Source organism: Chryseobacterium gallinarum (assembly GCF_001021975.1).
Lineage (GTDB): Bacteria > Bacteroidota > Bacteroidia > Flavobacteriales > Weeksellaceae > Chryseobacterium > Chryseobacterium gallinarum.
Map to the genome: position 1 here is coordinate 3,746,313 of NZ_CP009928.1, position 21,699 is coordinate 3,768,011.

Consider the following 21,699-nt stretch of genomic DNA (forward strand, 5'->3'; position numbering starts at 1 on the left):
TGTTACCAATTTTTATCGATCATATAAATAAGTTGTGTCATCACTGTTGCGCCAAGCAGCAGTTCTCTTCGGTTGACTTTTTCAAAGGTATCTTCTGCTGTATGGTGGATGTCAAAATAACGTTGTGGTTCCGGAACGAGTTCTGCAGTGGGTACACCCATATCATGAAGCGGAGCAATGTCTGATCCGGAATATTTACCCTCGAAGTTGTAGACTCCATAAGGTAAAAAGAGCTTTCCCCAGCTTTGGATCTGTTTTCTTTTAGAATCTTCCATTTCCAGTGATATTCCTCTGGGAGAAAAACCTCCGGCATCAGATTCTATAGCGAAAAGGTGTTTTTCATTTTTCTCTTTAACGGTTTTTCCATATTGCTTTCCTCCCTTTGTGCCGTTTTCTTCATTGGCAAAGCAAACTGCCCTGATGGTATGGTTATTTTGAAGTCCTAATTTTTTAAAGGTTCTCAGTACTTCAATACTCTGAACAATTCCTGCTCCGTCATCATGGGCCCCTTCTCCTACATCCCAGGAATCAAGGTGGCCACCTACCACAATTACGCTCTGGTCTTTTTTACCGGTAATTTCTCCGATGACGGAGTGGGAGAGCTTTTCACCTTTCATCCCGCAGTTGGAATTGAGCTTTGCAGTGACTTTCTGGTTTTTCAATAGAGCTTCCAGCTCATCTGCAGTCGTATTTCCAATAGTAACTGCAGGAATTTTGACCGTATTCTCCTCGTATCGCATATTTCCTGTATGCGGAACATCGTCAAACGCTGAAGAAAGCGATCTTATGATAGCAAATTTTCCGCCTTTTCCTGCTGTTAAAGCAGCAGCAGTCCTTCTGTACGGACCTGATTCCCTATAGGAAATAAAAGTCTGTACATGCCCCTGATTGAAAGGATAATTAAAAAATACAATTTTATCTTTTACCTGTTCCGGGGAAAGTTTATCATATTCTTCTATGGATTTTACCATAATGATTTCCCCTGATACGTCTTTACCACCTGTCCCTTCGGAGTTTCCAAGAGAGAGCATTTTAAGGCTTTTCCAGCCTCCGTTGGAAGTTTTGATGTGTAAGGACTCTTTTCCTCTTACCCAAACCGGAATCATGACTTCCTGAAGCCAGACTTTATCTGCTCCGGCATCGCGGAGTTTTTGTTCTGCCCATTTTACGGATCTTTCATAAGCTTCAGATCCGCTTAAACGGTGGCCGATATTTTTAGTGAGTTCGCGCAGATCGTTGTAGCCTTTTCCATAATTCAGAATTTCCGTAGAGATTCTGTTGAATTGTAAGGAATCTTCTTTGGACTGACCGGATAAGAAAGTCGCTCCTAAAATTAATAATGACAGGTTGGCTATTCTTTTCATATTACCAGTTTTTATCAACCATAAAAATTAATTGAGTCATCGCCACTGCGCCCAGCAAAAGCTCTCTTTTATTCACTTTATCGAAAGTATCCTGTTCGGAGTGATGGTAATCAAAGTATCTTTGGGTATCTACAACGAGTTCTGCCAGAGGAATATCCAGTTTTTTTAAAGGAGATATGTCCTGGATTGCATTGGTTTGGTCGAAATCATAAACGCCATAAGGACGAAAATATTCTTTCCAGGGCTCAATCAATCTTCTTCTCTGAGGGGGCATATCCAAAGAAAAACCTCGTGGAGAATAACCTCCTGCATCTGTACCTAAGGCAAATACATGTTTTTCTTCTTTCTTTTTCACATAAGCAGCGTACATCTCGCGGCCCTGTCCTCCGTTTTCACTGTTGGCATACAGGACCACCCGGATGGTGTGATTATTTTCATATCCAATTGCTTTCAAAGTTCTTAAAACTTCGATGCATTGCACCACTCCTGTTCCGTCATCAATAGCACCTTCACCAATATCCCATGAATCAAGCTGGGCTCCTAAAACAATCACTTTTGAATCTTTTTTGCCCTGGATTTCAGCAATAATATTGGGATTTGTGGTATCGTTTTTTGATTCCGCAGTCATGTTGATTTTAGCCGTAACTTTTTGTTTTTTTAGTAATTTTTCCAATTCATCTGCAGATCTTACTCCTATTGATAAAGCCGGAATTTTAACTTTATCATCTGGTTCGTAGTAGATCATTTTGGCATGAGGAACATCGTCATTTGCTGTTGTTAATGATCTTATGATTAATGCTTTTGCACCAGTTTTAGCAATAACAGAGGCAGAAATTAATTTTGATTTGGCAGCCAGCAGATAGGAATCACTCGTATTGATAATTTTCGGATCCATAGGAACATTTACGAAAACAATTTTGTCTTTTAACTGGCCTATTGACATGGCGTTAAGCTCGGTAGTGGAGTTAATTAAAACGATTTCACCTATCAGGTCTTTTCCGCCGGTTCCTTCAGAGTTCCCGAAAGAAAGCATCCTGATATTTTTCCAATCCCCATTTCCTGCTTTTATCTGTAGGGATTCTTTTCCTCTGATCCATACGGGTGCTTTGGCTTCTTGCCTCCAGATCATATCAATACCAATTTCCCTGAACTTTTTTTCAGACCATTCTACTGCTTTTGCATAACCGGGGGTTGCACTGAAACGGGCCCCGATACCTTTTGTAAGTTCTCCGAGGTTGTCATATGCTTTACCATTGGTCATAATCTCATCTGAGATTCTTTCAAATTCTTTGTGGTAGTTTAATTTTACAGGAATTGCTGCTTTTCCGGCAGGCTTTTTCTGAGGTTTTTTTTGAGAAAATAAAAATCCACTCAAAAAGAGTGGAAGTATAATGAATATTTTTTTCATTTTTTATTTACCTTTCTTTTTCCGGGGATAAAAGTAGGGAAAAAATAGGAATTTATTAAGGTTTCATGTCATACATTAACAAAGCTGTAACCAGTTTTGGTTCAATAAATGTACATTTTGGGGGCATGCTCAATTTTAAGTCTGAAATTTTAATCATATCATTAAAACTTACAGGGTAAATTCCGAAGCCGACCTTACCTTCGCCGCTGTCTACTTTTTCTTTTAAAATATTGATTCCGTTAATATTGGAAGTTCCTTTTACATAAGAAATTTGTTCAGAACTGTCAGGGTCTTCGATTTTCAAAATGTTTTTAAAAATATATTTATCTACCAGATGGTGATCCAGATTGTCCAGTGACATTTCTTTTGAGCGTAAATCATGTTTTACGTGAAGAGAGTAGAATTTGTTTCCCATATACATTGAAATATGGAATTTCTGCGAAGGAAAATAGGGAGTTTCTCCTTTCTCATGAATAAGAAAATACTGTTCAAGTTCTTTCAGGAATTGTTCGTTGGAAAGCCCGTTCAGATCATGCAGAAGCCTGTTGTAGTCATGAATTTTAATAGACTGGTTGGAAACAATGAAACTGTACACAAAATTGTAAAGCTCAGTCCCGTTATGTCTTTTGTTTTTTTCTTTCTGGCGCTTAGCGTTCAGTGCGGTAGAACCAATTCTGTGGTGTCCGTCGGCAATATAAAAAGAGTCGATCTGATCAATCACTTCTTTGAACTGCTGAAGTTTCAGACGATTGTCTATTCTCCAGATTTTATGTCTGATCCCGATAGAATCTACATGATTAAAAATTGGAACATTCTTTTCCTCATGGTTCATCAGCAGCTCAATTTTTGAGTTGGCAGGGTAGGTAAGTAATACAGGTTCGGCCTGCAGATTTACTTTTTCAAGGTAATGAGCAAGCTTTTCTTTTTTCTGAGGAATGGTACTTTCATGTCTTTTGATTTTTCCATTCCAGAAATCTTCAATGCTGGCTAAACCCAGTAGTCCTCTGAATACCTGTTTGTTGGGATAGATCTGCTCATATAGATAATAAGCTGAATTGTCCTGAACCAATTTTTTGTCTTCCAGAAGTTCTTCAAATGTAGAACGTATTTTTCTCAGATTCCGGTCAATATCTTTAGATTTACTTACAACATAGGGTTTTATCATATTGATGTAAGTATTTTCGACTTGAGCTTTCTCTGCGATCTCTTCCTGGGTGAAATTATCCAGAGGATGGGTAGGGAAAGTACTCTCGAAGTCTCTATGAGGTCTTATTCCACGGAAAGGTTTAAAAACAGGCATATTTATCTTATAGTTTCTTTTTGTAGCTTAATAATTTGTTCTGCAAGTTCGACACCGATTTTCTCTTGCGCATCTACCGTATTTCCTCCTATGTGAGGAGAAAGGGATAATGCAGGGTTCATTAATAATGGCAGCTCCGGATTGGGCTCATTCTCAAAAACATCCAATGCAGCCCCCGCCACTTTTCCTGACTCAATAAAATCAACCAGGGTCACTTCATTGATCACTCCGCCTCTTGCAGTATTTACAATATAGACTCCGTCTTTCATTTTTTCAAATTGTGGAGTATCTATAATATATTCGGTTGTTTTAGGAGTATTAATGCTGATGAAATCTGCTTCTTTAAGGAATGCATCCATATCATTGGTGGAAGTAATTTCAAAGCTGACCGACTGCCCGTCAAAGAAATTCAGGGTAAGAACTTCCGTTTTGGGGCTTCTTGTCAGAACAGTAACTTTCATCCCTAATGCAATTCCTATCTTCACTACTTCCTGGCCAATACTTCCAAAACCGATTACTCCTAATGTTTTACCTGAAAGTTCGTAAGCATTGCTGAATGACTTTTTCATTGCATTGAAGTGAGTTTCTCCCTCCAACGGCATCAATCTGTTCGATTCGTGAAGGAATCTGGCCAATGATAAAAAATGTCCGAATACAAGCTCTGCCACTGATTTTGAAGATGCAGTAGGAGTGTTGATTACTTTAATCCCTTTGTTTTTTGCATATTCAACATCAATATTATCCATGCCGATACCGCCTCTGCCGATAATTTTAAGGCCGGGACATGCATCGATCAGATTTTGTCTTACTTTAGTTGCACTTCTTACAAGAAGAACATCCACATTATTGTCATTTATAAAATTAATAACGTGATCCTGGGCGACTCTATTGTCCAGGATTTCGATTCCGGCTTCTTTTAAAGCCTGTTCTCCTGCTCTCGAAATTCCATCGTTTGCTAAAACTTTCATGTGTTATTTTATTACAGATGTTAGATTTAAGATGTCATAAATCAGACTTTGAGGGTCTGTTGTCTGTATCTGTTTCTGGTATCTTTTTATTTTTTCGATCGCCTAATATAAACTATTTTATCGACTTCATTACATCCACTAAAACCTGTACACTCTCGATAGGTAAAGCGTTGTACAGACTTGCACGGTATCCGCCTAAGCTTCTATGTCCGTTTAATCCGCTGATCCCTGCAGCTTTCCACGCATTATCGAACTCTTCTTTCCTGGTTTCGTCTGTGATTTTGAAAGAAACGTTCATCAGGGAACGGTCTTCTTTTACGCAGAATGTTTCAAATAGGGGATTACGGTCTATTTCATCATATAAAAGTTTTGCTTTTGCTTCATTTCTCTGTTCAGCAGCAGCTATTCCCCCGTTTTTTTCAAGATACTGAAGTGTCAGTAATGATGCGTATACCGGAAATACGGGTGGGGTGTTGTACATAGACTCCTTTGCAATATGCTGGGAATAATCCAGCATAGACAGCATATTTTCTCTACCTGTTTTTCCAAGGATTTCTTTTTTTATCACTACCAAAGTAACTCCCGCAGGTCCCATATTTTTTTGAGCACCGGCGTAGATCAGGTCGAATTTAGAAAAATCAAGTTGTCTGGAGAAAATATCGGAACTCATATCACATACCATCAAGGTGTCTACCTCAGGGAAAGTTTTCATTTGAGTTCCATAGATCGTATTGTTAGAGGTACAATGGAAATAATCATATTCTGATCCTACCGTATAATTTTTAGGAATGAAAGAGTAGTTTTCTTCTTTTGAAGACCCTACAACATCTACAGTTCCTAATTTTTTAGCTTCTTTAATGGCACCGGCTGCCCAGGTTCCTGTATCAAGGTAAGCCGCTTTACCGCCAACTTTCATAAGGTTGTAAGGAACCATTGCAAATTGCATACTGGCACCGCTTCCCAAATAAAGTACTTCGTAATCATCCCCAAGATTCATCAGCCTTTTCACAATGGCACGCGCTTCGTCCATTACCGCAACAAAATCCTTACTTCTATGAGAGATTTCCAGGAGTGATAATCCGATTCCGTTAAAATCTAAAATCGCCTGCGCTGATTTTTCAAACACCTCTTGTGGTAAAATACATGGTCCCGCGCTAAAGTTGTGCTTTTTGTTCATATCTTTATTTTTTGGTTGCTTCCGGAATTTTTCAATTCTTTTAGCTTTATTTGATTTTTTACTAGATTTATTAAGTTTTTGGGTAAAAAAAGCCGCCTCACACATCATGAGACGGAGATTTTTTATTCGCCGTGTAAGAAAGCTTTTTTATCAAGCAGAGCTTCTTCAGACTCTACATGGTCTTCATCAGGAATACAGCAGTCTACCGGACATACAGCAGCACATTGTGGCTCTTCGTGGAATCCTTTACATTCTGTACATTTATCTGTTACGATGAAATAAACGTCATCACTTACTGGCTCCTGTGGTGCGTCCGCATCTACAGTAAGTCCTGAAGGCAGTGTTACCGTACCTTTAAGGGCAGTCCCTTCTGAAGCTTTCCAATCTACTGCTCCTTCATATATTGCATTATTCGGACATTCCGGTTCACAAGCCCCACAATTAATGCATTCATCAGTTATTTTAATAGCCATCGCTAATTTTTTTTAAATTTGCACAAAATTACAAAATATTCCCCAATTTTAAAGTAATTATGAATATCGAAAATCAAGTTTTAGGACTTATTAAATTAAGCAGTTATATAAAAGCGTTTTTAGCTAAGAAACCGGAGAGTTATAATGAGGATGATGTTAATATTGAATTATTGTTAAAGAAGTCTGAAATAGAGAATCCGTGGTTTACGGTTGATAATCAGAAATTTGCTTTACAACAGTGGGCAGATCTTCTTACTGAAGAAAATATCAAAAATTGGCTTGAAAATTATACAATCTCTAAAATATCCAAGAGAATAGGATTGATTTTAGCTGGCAATATCCCTTTGGTGGGCTTTCATGATGTAATTTCAGTAGTTGTAAGCAATCATATTCCGGTGATTAAACTTTCTTCCAAAGATAAATACCTGATTCCTTTTTTATTAAATAAATGGAACGGGTTTTCAGAGAACCGGATAAAATTTGAATTTGTAGAAAAGCTAGAGAATTTTGATGCGGTAATTGCCACAGGAAGTAATAATACAGCCAGGTATCTTGAATATTATTTTAAAAATCATTTAAATATTATTCGTAAAAACAGAACTTCTATTGCTGTTTTGAAAGGTGATGAAACAGATGAGGAACTTCAGCTTCTTGCTCATGACATTTTCCAATATTTTGGATTAGGCTGCAGAAATGTCACCAGAATCTTTATTCCAAAAGACTTTTTGATTGACAGGTTGTTTGAAAATTTCCTCGGTTTCAAGGATATTATCAATCATCATAAGTATGCTAACAATTATGACTACAACAGGGCGATTTATCTTTTGAATCAGGAAAAGTTCTGGGATAATAATTTTGTAATGCTGAAAGAAGATGACAAACTCTTCAGTCCACTTTCTGTAATTAATTTCAGCAGATATGAATCTCTGGATGATGTCCGGAATTTTATTGAAGAAAATGAAGAAAATATCCAGTGTGTGGTAGCTAAGAGTGTGTTAGGACTGAACTCCATTTCATTCGGGGAAGCACAAAATCCGGGGCTTGATACGTATGCAGATAATGTGGATACGATGAAATTTTTGGAACTGGTTTGATTTTCGTATCTTCCATGACCTATTTCACCAAATAAAAAATAATTAAATGAAAAAAATATTTTTAGGTCTGGCGATTATTGGCGCACAGTTGATGTTTGCTCAGAAAGTTATGGGACTGAAGGTTGAGAACAGTCAAAAGAAAGAACAGCCGGCTACCATAAGTAAGGATAAAGTCAATGTTTGTAATGAAAATTTCCAGAGGTTTATCAAAGCTCTTCAATCTTCGGATTATAAAGCTGCACAAGAAGTTCTTTCTGATAAGGTAAAAGAAATTGTTACAGAAGATATCCTTAAAAAAGTGAAGGATGGCATTGATGTCAATAAAAAACTTGAAATTTTAAAAGTAGGGTATCACGTAACGATGGATGGTATCAGTCATCCCAATATTAAATATAAATATGAGGGAGATTCATCGTCAAAAGAAGTGATAAGTGCCGTATTTGAAGATGATGGTAAAATTTTAGGTGTATTGCCTACGAATAAAGATAAATAAATTTAATTTTGATTTTATAAAAAATAGTAACTATGATGACAGATGTTTTAGTCGCTCATTCTTCAGAAGCGGAGAAGGCGAATTTTTACAAGAAGACGTATTTGCATGTTGCCTTATCAATCCTGGCTTTTATTGGTGTTGAAACTATTTTGCTGAAAACAGTACCGGTAGAAGTTATAGCGATGATGTTTGGGCAAAGATATACGTGGCTATTGATTATTGGAGTGTTTTGGTTAGCTTCTGTTTTAGCTTCCAAATGGTCACTTTCACAAAGTAAATCTACCCAGTATTTAGGTTTAGGATTTTATATCCTGCTGGAGGCTGTTATCTTCATGCCTTTGCTTTTCATTGCAACCAATATGACGGGTGGAGCTAATGTAATTTTCCAGGCTGCAACTCTTACTATTGCGATGTTTGCTGGTATTTCTGCAGTTGCATTTTCTTCTAAAAGAGATTTTTCTTTTTTAAGAAATATCATTGTAATCGGAGGATTTATTTCCATCGGACTGATTGTAGCGGGCATGATCTTTGGTTTTAACCTTGGGTTATGGTTTTCGGTAGGAATGGTAATCCTGGCTTCAGCTACCATTTTATATCAAACAAGCAAATTAAAAGATGCTTTCGGAACCAACCAGTATGTAGGTGCCGCTTTACAGCTTTTTGCTTCTATTATGCTTTTATTCTGGTATATCCTGAGTATTCTGATGAGCAGAAGGAGTTAATGGGAAGATCTTATTAATTTTAAATAGAATCCTGGTGAGTTTTCATCAGGATTTTTTATTTCGGAATCTGATTTTTTGGGAAGTTTTTTTAGATAATAGAGTTAAACACACATGGCGGCAATAGATATTCCTCCTTCGTCGGAATGGCAGTATATTGCAATAAGTGCTTTAACCACAAATGGGATCTTGAATATAAAAATTCTGTTCATTATTGATTAGCGTCAAAATTATTGAGATCGTTTTCACGCAAAGTTTAAAAAAAATAATGTTCTATTTCAAGCAGGAAAAGAAGACAGCATAGCTGCTGACTAAGCGCATGCAAAGTGTTCGCTTCATCTGAATCGATTAAAAATCGATTCATTTCTTAGCTTACTTAAAATAAAGAGTAGTCAAAAGATCTTTGCATGAATTTTAAAAATTAAATAGATCTAAATATTATATGCCCCCCCCCCAACTTTTGCGCTTGATCCCACAAATGGCACTATTGGTACAGTTGATATTTGTACAAGAATATTAGTAGGGTTGGAGTTTAATGTAAGCTGTGAACCAAAAAATCCTGATGATATTTTCACCGGGATTTTAATTGGATTCTTTAAGGAGTTCATGCAACATCTGCTTCATATGACCTGTTCAGCCCTTTGAAGTAAGTTTACAATTGAATAAAATAATTCTTAAAGAATAGAAAAGTATAGTAATGAGGAAAACCTCAGGTATTGTGTTTTTACAATCTTTTAAGTAGAAATATAATAATGCTATTTATCAATAGAACCCAAAACCTTTTGGGCAAAAGAGTTTAAAGCATCTTTTTCGCTCATTCCGTTCTGTACATTGGCATGAACTTCCAAAGCCCCGCAAATGTTGGTAATAAGCTCTCCTGCAACATTAAGATCCTCTTCGCTTGTTCCTCTGAACTCACAGAAGCTTTCCAGGACTTCTAATGTTTTTTCAAGGTTTTCAGGAGTCTGATTCTGATAAAACTGTCTGATTACTGGTAACTTCATTATACTAATTCGTTAAAAAGGTTAATTAAACTTTCTGCCTGGTTAGATTGAACCTGATTTACCAATTCTCCGTTTTTAAAGATGGCGAAAGTAGGCAGGTTATCTACTTTTGCTAATTTTCTGCTTTCAGGAAGCTTTTCAGCATCTACATATAAAAATGGAATAGATTCATTTTCAGATGCTAATTTTTTGAACTTCGGCTTCATGATCCTGCAGTTTCCGCACCATGTTGCCCCATACTGAACAACTACTTTTTCGTTGTCGTTAACTATGTTTTGTAATGTATCTTCGGTTAATTCTGTGTACATAAGTTTATTTTTGGAAAAAATAAACAATGTAACAATCTAAAAAATTACCAATCTAGTAAAATTATTGTACTGTTAGATTGTTACATTGTTATATTACAATATTAATTTTTTGCTAAGTATTCTGCTGTAGAAGTTCTGTCTGCTTTCATTGCTTCTTTTCCTTCTTCCCAGTTTGCCGGACATACTTCACCGTGTTTTTGAACGTGTGTGTAAGCGTCAATTAATCTTAAGAATTCTTTTACATTTCTACCCAGTGGCATATCGTTTACCGCTTCGTGGAAAATTTTTCCGGTTTCGTCGATAAGGTAAGTCGCTCTGTAAGTTACGTTAGAACCTGTGAAAATTTCATTTCCATCTTCATCATATTCGAAATCCTGATCTACGATTCCTAATGTGTTAGCCAATTGTCTGTGTGTATCAGCTAAAAGCGGATAAGTAACTCCTTCAATACCTCCGTTATCTTTTGGAGTGTTTAACCATGCAAAGTGTACTTCGTTGGTATCACAAGATGCACCGATTACTTTAGTGTTTCTTTTTTCGAATTCACCTAAAGCTTCCTGGAAAGCGTGAAGCTCTGTAGGGCATACAAAAGTGAAATCTTTAGGATACCAGAATAAAAGAACTTTTTGCTGGTTGTTTACTGCTTCATCAAGGATGTTGATTCTAAGATCGTCACCCATTTCAGACATTGCGTCAATCGTTAAATTCGGGAATTTTTTTCCTACTAAAGACATAATTTTCTTGTTTTTATATTTAAATTTCTGTTGCAAATATATAAAAGACTTGTCTATCGAACAAACAAATGTCGATAAATAAAATCTATAATTGTTTTTAAGGTGTTTTAATTGAAAAAGCCCTGAATTCAGGACTTTTTTGTTTATTTTTTTAGTTAAATTTCTCTAACAACTCTTTGATCCGTCTCATGGCTTCTCTGAGATCTTCTTCTGAAGCAGCATAAGAAAACCGGATACATTCGGGACTTCCGAAAGAGAGCCCGCCCACGCATCCTACATGTGCATTTTCAAGAAGGAACATAGCAAAATCGTCCGAATCCTTAATTTCGGTTCCGTTCAGATTTTTACCGATATAGTGTGAAATATCCGGGAAGAAATAAAACGCTGCTTTTGGCAACAACACTTTGAATCCCGGGATTTCTTTGATCAGTTCATAAACCAGGTCTCTTCTTTTCTTGAAGGCATCAATCATGTACCTGTATTCTGAAGGGTCTGTTTTTAAAGCAACAATGGATGCCCTTTGGGCAACAGTATTGGCACCGCTTGTCATCTGTCCCTGTACTTTTTCACAGGCTTTAGCCAGCCATTCCGGGCATGCGGAGTATCCGATTCTCCAGCCGGTCATTGCAAATGCTTTAGACATTCCGTTAATAACGGCTGTTTGCTCGTATACTTCCGGAAACTGGGCAATAGAGGTTGTTTTTGTTTCATAATTGATGTACTCATAGATCTCATCAGAAATTATCGTAACATGAGGATATTTAGCAATAACCTGAGCAAGAGATTTTAGTTCATCATAGGTGTAATATCCGCCGGAAGGATTACATGGAGAACTGAAAAGGATAGCTTTGGTTTTCTCTGTAATGGCTTCTTCCAGTTGTTCTGCTGTCACTTTGAAATCCGTAACATAGGATGTCGGAAGCATTACAGAAGTTCCGCCCATCATTTTTACCATCTCATCATAGCTCACCCAGTAAGGAGCGGGAAGAAGAACTTCATCACCATCATTAATGATCGCTGCCAGAACATTTAAAATAGCTTGCTTGGCACCATTGGAAACACAGATTTGAGTAGGTTTGTACTCCAGTTTATTATCTCTTTTTAATTTATAGGCAATAGCTTCACGCAATTCCAGGAATCCGGGAACAGGAGAGTAGTGGCTGTAGTTTTGATTGATGGCATCGAACGCAGCCTGTTTGATATTATCCGGAACATCAAAATCCGGTTCACCAAGAGTTAAGCTGATTACATCTATTCCGTTCGCTTTCATTTCCCTGGCTTTGTTAGACATTACAAAAGTCTGTGAGTATCCTAGTCTTTTTACTCTATCTGAAAGTTTATCCATGTATTTTTTGAATTTTAACAAATATAAATAAAAAGGTTTTTTAAAAGGAATAAAAAAGATAGCCGGTTTAAAGATTTTTATCAGGTCTGGACACGATTTTTACATTCATAAAGTGGATACTTTTACAGCAAACTTTAATGGAGTTATTGTCCAGCAGCGTTTTATGTAAAAAAGATTAAAGGATCTCAATTAGTGAATCTGTGTTTGCAATTCATTCCTTTAAAATTTGAATAAAGCTAATAAAAACTTATTTTTGCGGATTATAATAATTCACATGTCTACATCGTTACTATTAAAATACTTTCCGGATCTAACAGAAACGCAGCTGGAACAGTTTGCACAATTGGAAAAACTGTACAATGAATGGAATGAAAAGATTAATGTGATTTCCAGAAAAGATATGGAGTCGCTGTATGAAAAACATATCCTGCACTCGCTGGGAATAGCCAAAGTAATGGAGTTTGCTCCGGGAACGAAAGTTCTTGATATCGGGACCGGCGGTGGTTTTCCGGGTATTCCTCTGGCAATTTTATTTCCCGGATCAGAATTCACTTTAATTGATTCCATCGGGAAGAAAATAAACGTAGTGAATGCTGTAGCAGAAGGTGTCGGATTAAAAAATGTAACGGCCATTCACGGAAGGGCTGAGAAATTAAAAGATAAATTTCATTTTGTAGTCAGCAGGGCAGTTACCCAGATGCCTGAGTTTTTAAGATGGCTGAAAGGAAAGTTTGAAAAAGAGCAGTTCAATCAGAAGCATAATGGTGTTTTATATCTAAAAGGAGGAGATCTCGCAGAGGAACTGGCAGGAATTAAATGCGAAATTTTCAATCTTAAAAATTATTTTGAAGAAGAATTCTTTGATACAAAAAAAGTGGTTTATTTGTCAAAAGGTAATTTTAGTTCCTGATTTGACAACAATAAGGAATGATTTTTGCTAACTATTTATTGATAATCGGGAAATTAAAAAGTTATGAAAAAACTTTTAAACATTGGGTTTTTGGTGATTTTATCGGGTCTGTTTCTGGTCTCGTGTAATGATGATGAAGACTACCAGACCATAGAATCCATTGGCAAGATTAAAATAGACAGTGTAAAAGTCATGAATGATACGATGGATGTGTTTACCATTCAGAGTATTAAAACCTATTCTACTTATCCGTCTCATTGTGAAGGTTTCTACGGATACGATTATATCTATAATGCCAACCTTGAAAGAACCGTTACTTCTTACAAATACATTACGAACGGCCCTTGTGCACAAGGCAGCTATGTGGGAGCCAGCCAAATCAACTTCAGTCCGCAGAAGAAGGGAACCTATATCTTTAAATTCTGGAACGGTGGAAATAACTGGATTACCAAAACAATTGTGGTGCAATAATGAAGTTAGGCTGGATGTTTTGTTTTTTGACTGTGAGTATCCTGTATGGTCAGAAAATAATCTGGAAAGAAGAGCAGAAACTTGTCTGGGATAATTTCAGGAGTCCTGTTAAAAGCAAAAGTAATCCGGATGTTGCAGCATATACAAACTGTGGCTGGGAATATTCTGTAGTGAAATCTACCAATCCAAAGTCTCCCGTAAGTATTGAAATAAAGGCTGTTTTTCATGAAGATAAATCCTGGAAGGATGTAAACAAAATCAATGATTATATTTTACTGCATGAGCAGAAGCATTTTGATATAGCGGAGATGTTTGTAAGGAAATTCAGAAAAACTATTGCAGAGAAAATTAAAACTTCCGGGGATTATGACAGGTTTTTTAAAACAGTGTATAATGAGATGTCAGCCAGCTATAAAAACTTTCAGGTCTCTTATGATAAAGAAACCCGCCATGGGATGAATAAAGAGAAACAGGAAGAATACAATACGATAATTTCTCAAGAATTAGAAAATTTAAAAAGCTATAAAGCCCCTTGAAATTCCTCAATAAAATCATTCATGAACTGTTGGCGCAAAACCCGGATCTTTCTGCGTTCAATATCATTCTGCCCGGGAAGCGTCCCATTGTGTTTATCCGTCAGATTCTGGAGGAAAATAATTACTCCGGTTTCCTGCCTAATTTTTTCACAATAGAGGAATTAATTAATACGATTGCAGATAAGCAGCCTATTCAGGGAATACCACTCTGGCTTTTTTCTTATGATGTATTCCGGAGTCTGAACTTTACACCTTACGAAGATTTTGCAGAATTTTTAAAATGGTTTCCGACCTTGCAGAAAGATTGGGATGATATTCTGAAATTTTCAGACAGTGATCAGGCAGTACTGCAATATATGTTTGATGAGGAAAGGATTAAGGAATGGGCCCAGGACCTAGGGGATGACGAAGGTGTTCCCAGAAAAAAGTTCCTTAATTTCTGGCGGAATATGAATGTCTTTCTTCCGGAGTTGAAAGAGAAATTAAAAGAAAGGAACTGGGCTACCTCAGGAATGATTCATGAAACGGCAAAAGCCGAAATTGAAAGTTTTGCGAAAAGTACTTCAGAACATTTTGTTTTTTGTGGGTTTAACGCCTTTACTCCGGTTGAAGAAAAACTCGTCAGGAGCCTGTTGAAACAAGATAAGGCCCAGTGTTTTTTTCAGGCAGACCGTTATTACTTTGATGATGAAAGACAGGAAGCCGGGAAATTTCTCAGAAATCATAAAATGTGGAAAGAATTTGATGAGCACCGGGCTTTTCAATGGATTGAAGATGATTTCAGCCAACCTAAAAAAATCAAGGTTTATGAGGTTTCAGGAAATGTAACCCAAACAAAAGTACTGCCGGAGATTTTTAAGGAAATCAATAATAAAACCTATTCCAATACAGCGGTAGTGTTGCTTGATGAAAATCTTTTGCCTGCGAGCCTGGATGTGATGCACGGGATTGAAAGCCTGAATATTACCATGGGATTTCCTTTGAAAAACTTGTCCTTTTCCAATGCAGTAAAACGTCTTTTTTACCTGCAAAAGCAATTGGAGAAGAATAAATCGTCTTACTATTACAGGGATATTTTCCCGATTCTGGAAGAATTACCCAAATCTGCCGAAGATGAACTCATCATTAATGATTTTAAAGCAAAGATTGAAGAAAGAAATATTGTCTATATTTCCGGAAAGCTTTTGCATGAACTTCTGGGCAGATTATCGTATTTCGGACTTCTTCAGAAAGCGGAGGGTACCCATTCTTATCTCGATAAGCTGATTGCATTTTGCCAACAGGTTAAATGGCTGGAAATAGATGACATTCAGTACGAAAATGTTTCTCATTTTGAAAATGCGTTCAGGATTATCAAGAACCAGCTGACTCCCTATAATATTGAGATCAAAATGGAAACACTGGAAATTCTGATTAATCAGCATATTAATTCCGAAAGTATAGATTTCCAGGGAGAACCATTACGGGGGCTACAGATTATGGGGCTGCTGGAGACACGTCTCCTGAATTTTGAGAACGTCATTATGCTTTCGGTGAATGAAGGGAAACTGCCCCTTGGGAACTCACAGAATACCTATATTCCTTTTGATATCCGTAAGGTTTTTGATCTTCATACATTTCTGGAAAACGACAGCATTTATGCATATCACTTTTACAGGCTTATTCAGGATGCCAGAAATGTTCATTTACTGTACAATGCTTTAAGTTCCGGTGTGAATACTGGAGAAAAAAGCAGGTTTATTACCCAGATTGAAATGGAAAGTGCTCATGAGATTGAGCATTTGATTATTGAAAATTCTTCAGATCCCATTACTACAAAACCTATTGAAATTGCTAAAACGGGAATTGTAATGGAACGCCTCCAGAAATGGAAAGAGAAAGTATCTGCTTCACACCTTACCAGTTATCTTTATAATCCCATCGATTTTTATCTTTCCAAGATTTTAAACACTTCGGAAACCGATGAGATTGAGGAAGAATTATCAGTGAAAAATTATGGAAATCTGGTTCATTACTCACTTCAAGAAGTATATGAAGTTTTAAAAGGTAAGTTATTAAAAGAAAGTGATCTGCGAAATTCAATTAAAGCTGTAGATCAATATATTAATATTGCCATTGAAAAACTGAAACATCAGCCTGAATTCTATGAAAAAGGGATGAATTATATTCATAAAGCCATTGCTAAGAAAGTAATTGAAAATATCCTTAATCATGATCTTGAATTAATAAAGCAGGGCAATAAATTAGAAATTGTTGATATTGAAAGAAAGTTTGAAAATGTAGAATTTTACCTGGAGGGAAATGATAAAATTTCTTTTTTTGGTTTTATCGACAGAATCGATAAGCTGAATGGGACTTTAAGAATTATCGATTATAAAACTGCCAAAATTAAAAATCTTAATGTGAAAATTGACGAAGACAATGTTTCTGATTATTTCCATAATAGTGACCGGAAGCAGGCTCTTCAGTTATGTATTTATCATTACGTGGTGCAACACCTTCCTGAATTCTGGGGTTTTCCTATAGAAACCGGAATCTGGAGCTTTGCAGAAGCCAAAAAAGGAATGGTTGCGTTACAATTCGATAAAGGGGATATCGATGAGGCGATGAAATCTGTTAAAAGCCTTATTCTGGAGATTCTCAATCCGGATATCAGTTTTGTAGAGAATATAAAGTCTTATTAAGGTGTCCGGTTTATATTTTTACTAAAATTCTGTACCTCGTTTAAAATTATTAATTAATTTTTTTAGTCCTTTCCTCAAAAAAATGGAAAATGTTTTTATTGAATCTCATAGAGTTTTTTAGGGGTATAATTGTATATTTACTGTAAACTTTTCATCTCAGGATAATTGAACAAACGCAGCACCGTATGAAAAAGCTTTTGACAGTATTGGCTATAATTTTCTCTTTTACTCTACAATCTCAACAAAAAACGGATACTTTAGATACAGCATTGCAAAATATAACCAGGGATACCAAATTCGGGCTCGCTCTAAGTGGAGGCGGGGCCAAAGGATTTGCTCACATCGGTATTTTGAAAATGATTGATTCGCTCGGTATTAAAATCGACTATATTACCGGAACCAGTATGGGAGGTATTCTTGGCGGGTTATATGCAATGGGGTATAATGCTGATCAGCTGAAGAAAACCGTTTATAAAGTAGACTGGAACAGGATTTTAAGTAATAAAATCCCTTACAATAAAGTGAATATCAGCGAAAAAGGAGAGTATGACAAATATATTCTTGAGTTTCCGGTGGTAAAAGGGTTTCCGACACTTCCCAGTTCTTATATTGAAGGGCAATATATGGGTGAAGTTCTTAATACCCTTACCTTCAATGCAAAACATATTAATGATTTCAGCAAGCTCAGGATCCCTGTAGAGCTTACCTCTTCTGATATAGAAAACGGAGGATTGGTTATGCAGAAAAAAGGCTCTTTGCCCTTGGCAATCCGTGCCACTTTAGCGATCCCGGCGGCTTTTGCCCCGGTTTATATTGATGGAAAATTATTGGTAGATGGTGGTTTGGACCGTAATTATCCTGCAAATGAAGTCAGACAGATGGGGGCTGATTTTGTAATAGGAGGATACACAGGGTTTAGGCTTTTTACCAAAAAGGAAATTGAAAATCCGATGAAAATGATCTATCAAACCCATGCAATCCGTTCTGTAGAAGATTTTAAACACCAGAAGGAACTATCCGATATACTGGTAGATTTTGTAGATCCTTTGGGAGATATTACCACCAAAGACTTTGCAAAGTTCAGAAGGATTATCAAAATTGGAGAAACGGAAGCAAGAAAACATCTTCCTGAATTTGTAGCATTGGCAGAAGCGCAGAAAAAGCTGGGTATTAAAAGTGAGCACCAGATGATTGAGGAAGTAAAAATGCCAACAGCAAAGTTTACATATAATGAAGAAGATGGAACCCCAATTACCGATACTGCTGAAATAAAGGTAATTAAAAATCAGATGGGATTGGTGGAAGGAAAGTATTATGATGCTAAAACGATCAACGAAGCCATTGACCGGGTTTTCGGGATGCGTCAGTATGAGAAAGTGTATTATACCTATATCACTGAAAATGACCATCTTGTAATGAATATTTTTGTGAAAAGAGCTAAAAAGGGTGCCTTTAAACTGGCTCTCCATTATGATACGGAACAATCTGTAGGAATTATTGTAAATTATACATACCGGAATATCCTGATGAACAGATCAAGATTTTTAGCAACTGTAGATATTTCAGAACGTTTTAAAGCCAGATTGGCGTATCAGCAGTTTCTGGGTACCGGAGATCGATGGTGGTTTGAAGCGGAAGCTAAAATGATACATCTTAAAAGTAATGACCTGACTTTTAGATTGGTAGATATTTATAGCGAAAGTGAGAATGCCAGATTCCCTAATCATATGTATAGAAATATAACCGGGAAAATTGCCTTAAATTATAATGTTACACCGAATGCATTTATTTCTTTAGGTACCGAATTCAGTACGGAAAGAATGTATAGTCTATTGGATAAAGTAGATCAGACAAGGTATGATAATTACAGTAAAAAACTATATAATCACAGCAATTTTAATACTTTTCTGAAATTTGAGCAGAACAACCTTAACAAGAAATATTTTTCTACCAAAGGAAATCATCTTCAGGCCAGCGCCAGGTTTTATTATGGAGATCAATATGAATTGTATGATTTAGAGCAGGTACAACCTCAGTTGTATTCTATTTTAAACCCTAAGGGAGATTATTACTATCAGCCTGAAAATCTGGTTTCATTTACTTTAAATGAAAATTTTGCTCATCCTGTTACAAGAAGACTGACCGTAAAAGGCAATCTATTCCTGGGAACAAGTTTCGGATCCCAGAAGGAGGGAAAATATCCTTATCTGTTTCTTAATGAGAAATATAATCTGGGAGGAAGTGAATACAATTATGATTTACTCAATCCCGAATTTAATGGATTACGCCAGAAAGAGCTGCCTGTAACTTCTGTTGCCAAAGCTGGAGTAGCGCTTCAATACAGAATCATGAGACGATTGTACCTGACACCCTCCCTTCATTATGGTAAAATCAGTCAGGAGCTGTCACCTTTTAAACAAAGTTATAATATTCTGGGTTACGGACTGAATCTCGGATATGAATCTCTCTTAGGTCCAATCAGTTTTAATATTTCAAGAAATGATTATCTTGAATTCTGGAGAATATATTTCAGTATAGGATTTAAATTTTAATCCATAAAAATACACCCCAAAGAAATGAGGTGTATAAAAAATTAACTTGAAATTAATAGAAGAGGATAGTTAGAGTTTTATTTTTTTATGGTTTACTTTACCATTAGAAAGACTGATTTGCACCACATATACTCCCGGCTCTAAATTGTCAGATTCAAAGCTGGATTTATTGACCTCTTGTTGAAGCACCAAAGTACCAGAGATGCTATATATACTAATGCTTTTGATAATATCACCCGATCTGGCTTTAATTTGACGATTTTGCGTATAGATCTCGGAAATGTCTTCTGTTAGTCCACGACCGATTGATTTTTTAAACTGAAGGTTATAAAACGGAGTTACCACTTCAAAAATATAATTTCTGCTTTCCAGATTCCGTATATCAATGCCGTTGTTTTCCTGGTATTGTTCATTGGAAATGGTTTTAACCAGGTTTTTATTTTCATCAAAAATATGTACTGAGGAAAGTTCCTGCGGATTAATTTTTAATTGTAAAACAGCATTATTTTCAGATTGAACCATTTCATTTTCTGCAATTTCCTTTGGGGTACTTTTGATATAAGGAATCAATTTATCTTCATTGTTTTCCGATACTTTTAAAAGATAGACTCCATCCTTTAAAGAAGATAAATTGCGGTTTGCTGCTGATCTGCTTATGGCTTTTTCCTGGTTGAAATCTGTAATTTGAATCAGTTGCATAGTTCCAAGATCTGGTTTTATCTGGGAAGAGGATAATGGATCAGCCTGTGAGAGAACTGGAGCGGACTGTTTGCCAAAAATGGAATCTGCAATAGCCCATTGATTTAAAAGGCCGCCGCTCCTCAATGTATTGAATTTTGCATTTGATGCCAGAACGAAAGGTACAATACCTCCTATATGACCCAAAGGTCCCCAGTAAAAGGAGTCAAGTTTATATTTATTCAGATCCCACCATGGATAATATCCACGCTGTACTTCAATGGTTTTGGAAGTATTTTCGGGTGGAATAGCCAGATCTACGGTAGAATGGCCCAAAGTCATAGGAGTTTTATTATACCAATCGTATACATCCTTAGGTTTCATACATTGTCTGAGTTTGTTACCTGGATTATTGGTCACATCATTGATAAAATTGGTGGTAAAAAGCTTTCTCCATATAACGGGACCCCAAAGCAGCCCTCCGTTATCCTGGACTACATGATAATTGTAACGGTCCAGGTATTCTGCAGAAATGACTTCCGAAATATCGCTGGTATAAGTTTTATATCCGGTATTATTGCAGCTATGCAGAACATTGGCTAAAAATGCAGTGAAAGGATAAAAATCTTTTTCCAAAACCCCTTTATTGAGAGTGATCCCTGAGAAGTCATAAGGGCCGTCTCCCATATAAGCATACTTAAATTTTAAATTAGTAGGATTAGACACACTTAACTTCTTGAGTGTAGACATTGCGGCATGGGCTCCCTGGGAATATCCCGCTAAGAAATATTCATCATACCGTTTTACTCCCAATTGAGACAAAACTTTATCAGCTGCCGTTACAAAATCTATGGTAGCCCCGGCTTCTGTGGCATAATCTACATACGGGTGAGTACCTTCTCCGGTTCCCATCCCTACGTAATCAGGGGCCATTAAAATATATCCGTTAAGTACATACGATAATTCAACAACAAACCCGGCTGTTAATGTTCCTTTAAAATTGGAGGGGACATTATGCCTGCTGTCGGTTGTACCATGATCTGAAACTACTGTTGAAAGCTTAAATCCCACATTGGGAAACATAAGAAGTCCGGTTGCCTTTACCAGGTTATTATTCTCATTTTTAGTGTAATAGGTAATTTTATAACCTTTTACTCCCACATTAAACCCGTTAAGATAATTTACAAAATCAGGAGCATTCTGTTCTCCAAGGTTATTTGCAATAAAATTGACAACACCTTGCGGGGTTAAGTCCAGTTTCTGTTCTACGCTTACCAGATCACCGGGTTGCTGGGCAAAGTAAAATGGTGCGGCTAACCCTAATAAAAAAACGGCGATTTTTCTCATATTGATATTTTTTTAGTGGTATCAATATAGTGTATTTAATAAATTTAATTAAAAATTACGACATTAATAATTATTCATTGAATATCAAATCTCCTGAAAGTGACTAAAATAAAAGAGTCTGGTCCATGGACCAG

Annotated in this window: 19 protein-coding genes; 8 read left to right on the plus strand and 11 right to left on the minus strand. The window is 36.5% G+C overall.

From position 1 onward, the window contains the following. Positions 1-2: 2 nt before the first annotated feature. The 6 genes from OK18_RS16580 to OK18_RS16605 form a co-directional block, all read right to left on the minus strand. On the minus strand, positions 3-1,364 hold the full coding sequence (locus OK18_RS16580) for a M20/M25/M40 family metallo-hydrolase (RefSeq protein ID WP_082129217.1): 1,362 nt from the start codon (positions 1,362-1,364) through the stop codon (positions 3-5). A 1-nt stretch (position 1,365) separates the two neighbouring features. Beyond that, a complete protein-coding gene (locus OK18_RS16585; RefSeq protein ID WP_053328739.1) occupies positions 1,366-2,772 on the minus strand; it encodes a M28 family peptidase in 1,407 nt (468 codons plus the stop codon). 55 nt (positions 2,773-2,827) lie between these two features. After that, a complete protein-coding gene (locus tag OK18_RS16590; RefSeq protein WP_050021156.1) occupies positions 2,828-4,072 on the minus strand; it encodes a DUF1015 domain-containing protein in 1,245 nt (414 codons plus the stop codon). Between the two features lie 2 nt (positions 4,073-4,074). Further along, positions 4,075-5,040 (minus strand): D-2-hydroxyacid dehydrogenase, encoded by a 966-nt coding sequence (locus tag OK18_RS16595; protein WP_053328740.1) that lies wholly within the window; start codon positions 5,038-5,040, stop codon positions 4,075-4,077. 112 nt (positions 5,041-5,152) lie between these two features. Beyond that, positions 5,153-6,217 carry a 3-phosphoserine/phosphohydroxythreonine transaminase gene (gene serC / locus OK18_RS16600; RefSeq protein WP_050021422.1) on the minus strand — a complete coding sequence of 355 codons (1,065 nt, stop codon included), beginning with the start codon at positions 6,215-6,217 and terminating at the stop codon, positions 5,153-5,155. 122 nt (positions 6,218-6,339) lie between these two features. Then, a complete protein-coding gene (locus tag OK18_RS16605; protein ID WP_053328741.1) occupies positions 6,340-6,690 on the minus strand; it encodes a 4Fe-4S dicluster domain-containing protein in 351 nt (116 codons plus the stop codon). Between the two features lie 59 nt (positions 6,691-6,749). On the opposite strand from OK18_RS16605, the gene OK18_RS16610 reads away from it, so the two are divergent. Genes OK18_RS16610 through OK18_RS16620 form a run of 3 tightly spaced genes read left to right on the plus strand, consistent with a single transcriptional unit; the run spans position 6,750 to position 8,999 of the window. Next, positions 6,750-7,784 (plus strand): acyl-CoA reductase, encoded by a 1,035-nt coding sequence (locus OK18_RS16610; RefSeq protein WP_053328742.1) that lies wholly within the window; start codon positions 6,750-6,752, stop codon positions 7,782-7,784. 46 nt (positions 7,785-7,830) lie between these two features. Continuing rightward, complete coding sequence (locus tag OK18_RS16615; protein ID WP_053328743.1) at positions 7,831-8,277, plus strand: hypothetical protein; 447 nt, start codon at positions 7,831-7,833, stop codon at positions 8,275-8,277. Between the two features lie 32 nt (positions 8,278-8,309). Beyond that, positions 8,310-8,999, plus strand: coding sequence for a Bax inhibitor-1/YccA family protein (locus OK18_RS16620; protein WP_050021153.1), 690 nt, complete (start codon positions 8,310-8,312; stop codon positions 8,997-8,999). Between the two features lie 752 nt (positions 9,000-9,751). Here the strand turns inward: OK18_RS16620 and OK18_RS16625 are convergent. The 4 genes from OK18_RS16625 to OK18_RS16640 form a co-directional block, all read right to left on the minus strand. Beyond that, complete coding sequence (locus tag OK18_RS16625; protein WP_002980002.1) at positions 9,752-10,000, minus strand: DUF6952 family protein; 249 nt, start codon at positions 9,998-10,000, stop codon at positions 9,752-9,754. Continuing rightward, positions 10,000-10,308 (minus strand): thioredoxin family protein, encoded by a 309-nt coding sequence (locus OK18_RS16630; protein WP_050021420.1) that lies wholly within the window; start codon positions 10,306-10,308, stop codon positions 10,000-10,002. Before OK18_RS16630 ends, OK18_RS16625 begins: the two co-directional genes overlap by 1 nt. Before the next feature lie 101 nt (positions 10,309-10,409). Next, entirely contained in the window at positions 10,410-11,042 is a 633-nt protein-coding gene (locus OK18_RS16635; protein WP_050021419.1) for a peroxiredoxin, read from the minus strand. Between the two features lie 151 nt (positions 11,043-11,193). Then, positions 11,194-12,387 carry a pyridoxal phosphate-dependent aminotransferase gene (locus tag OK18_RS16640; protein ID WP_050021150.1) on the minus strand — a complete coding sequence of 398 codons (1,194 nt, stop codon included), beginning with the start codon at positions 12,385-12,387 and terminating at the stop codon, positions 11,194-11,196. Positions 12,388-12,661: 274 nt separating this feature from the next. Between OK18_RS16640 and rsmG the strand changes: the two genes are divergently transcribed. From rsmG to OK18_RS16665, 5 genes are all read left to right on the plus strand, one after another. Further along, complete coding sequence (gene rsmG / locus OK18_RS16645) at positions 12,662-13,297, plus strand: 16S rRNA (guanine(527)-N(7))-methyltransferase RsmG (RefSeq protein ID WP_053328744.1); 636 nt, start codon at positions 12,662-12,664, stop codon at positions 13,295-13,297. A gap of 63 nt (positions 13,298-13,360) precedes the next feature. Beyond that, on the plus strand, positions 13,361-13,768 hold the full coding sequence (locus tag OK18_RS16650) for a hypothetical protein (protein WP_050021148.1): 408 nt from the start codon (positions 13,361-13,363) through the stop codon (positions 13,766-13,768). 14 nt (positions 13,769-13,782) lie between these two features. After that, positions 13,783-14,304 (plus strand): DUF922 domain-containing protein, encoded by a 522-nt coding sequence (locus tag OK18_RS16655; protein ID WP_228377638.1) that lies wholly within the window; start codon positions 13,783-13,785, stop codon positions 14,302-14,304. Next, the gene (locus OK18_RS16660) at positions 14,301-16,988 is read left to right on the plus strand and encodes a PD-(D/E)XK nuclease family protein (RefSeq protein WP_053328745.1); all 2,688 of its coding nucleotides are present in this window, start codon (positions 14,301-14,303) and stop codon (positions 16,986-16,988) included. Before OK18_RS16655 ends, OK18_RS16660 begins: the two co-directional genes overlap by 4 nt. Before the next feature lie 185 nt (positions 16,989-17,173). Beyond that, on the plus strand, positions 17,174-19,540 hold the full coding sequence (locus OK18_RS16665; RefSeq protein ID WP_053328746.1) for a patatin-like phospholipase family protein: 2,367 nt from the start codon (positions 17,174-17,176) through the stop codon (positions 19,538-19,540). 69 nt (positions 19,541-19,609) lie between these two features. Here the strand turns inward: OK18_RS16665 and OK18_RS16670 are convergent, their stop codons facing one another. Beyond that, positions 19,610-21,565, minus strand: a complete 1,956-nt coding sequence (locus OK18_RS16670) for a T9SS type A sorting domain-containing protein (RefSeq protein WP_053328747.1) — start codon at positions 21,563-21,565, stop codon at positions 19,610-19,612. Positions 21,566-21,699: the final 134 nt, after the last annotated feature.

Bases quoted from the DNA above. Each gene is read 5' to 3' on its own strand.
- OK18_RS16580 (WP_082129217.1), bottom strand. From the start codon at position 1,364: ATGAAAAGAATAGCCAACCTGTCATTATTAATTTTAGGAGCGACTTTC.
- OK18_RS16585 (WP_053328739.1), bottom strand. From the start codon at position 2,772: ATGAAAAAAATATTCATTATACTTCCACTCTTTTTGAGTGGATTTTTA.
- OK18_RS16590 (WP_050021156.1), bottom strand. From the start codon at position 4,072: ATGCCTGTTTTTAAACCTTTCCGTGGAATAAGACCTCATAGAGACTTC.
- OK18_RS16595 (WP_053328740.1), bottom strand. From the start codon at position 5,040: ATGAAAGTTTTAGCAAACGATGGAATTTCGAGAGCAGGAGAACAGGCT.
- serC (WP_050021422.1), bottom strand. From the start codon at position 6,217: ATGAACAAAAAGCACAACTTTAGCGCGGGACCATGTATTTTACCACAA.
- OK18_RS16605 (WP_053328741.1), bottom strand. From the start codon at position 6,690: ATGGCTATTAAAATAACTGATGAATGCATTAATTGTGGGGCTTGTGAA.
- OK18_RS16610 (WP_053328742.1), top strand. From the start codon at position 6,750: ATGAATATCGAAAATCAAGTTTTAGGACTTATTAAATTAAGCAGTTAT.
- OK18_RS16615 (WP_053328743.1), top strand. From the start codon at position 7,831: ATGAAAAAAATATTTTTAGGTCTGGCGATTATTGGCGCACAGTTGATG.
- OK18_RS16620 (WP_050021153.1), top strand. From the start codon at position 8,310: ATGATGACAGATGTTTTAGTCGCTCATTCTTCAGAAGCGGAGAAGGCG.
- OK18_RS16625 (WP_002980002.1), bottom strand. From the start codon at position 10,000: ATGAAGTTACCAGTAATCAGACAGTTTTATCAGAATCAGACTCCTGAA.
- OK18_RS16630 (WP_050021420.1), bottom strand. From the start codon at position 10,308: ATGTACACAGAATTAACCGAAGATACATTACAAAACATAGTTAACGAC.
- OK18_RS16635 (WP_050021419.1), bottom strand. From the start codon at position 11,042: ATGTCTTTAGTAGGAAAAAAATTCCCGAATTTAACGATTGACGCAATG.
- OK18_RS16640 (WP_050021150.1), bottom strand. From the start codon at position 12,387: ATGGATAAACTTTCAGATAGAGTAAAAAGACTAGGATACTCACAGACT.
- rsmG (WP_053328744.1), top strand. From the start codon at position 12,662: ATGTCTACATCGTTACTATTAAAATACTTTCCGGATCTAACAGAAACG.
- OK18_RS16650 (WP_050021148.1), top strand. From the start codon at position 13,361: ATGAAAAAACTTTTAAACATTGGGTTTTTGGTGATTTTATCGGGTCTG.
- OK18_RS16655 (WP_228377638.1), top strand. From the start codon at position 13,783: ATGTTTTGTTTTTTGACTGTGAGTATCCTGTATGGTCAGAAAATAATC.
- OK18_RS16665 (WP_053328746.1), top strand. From the start codon at position 17,174: ATGAAAAAGCTTTTGACAGTATTGGCTATAATTTTCTCTTTTACTCTA.
- OK18_RS16670 (WP_053328747.1), bottom strand. From the start codon at position 21,565: ATGAGAAAAATCGCCGTTTTTTTATTAGGGTTAGCCGCACCATTTTAC.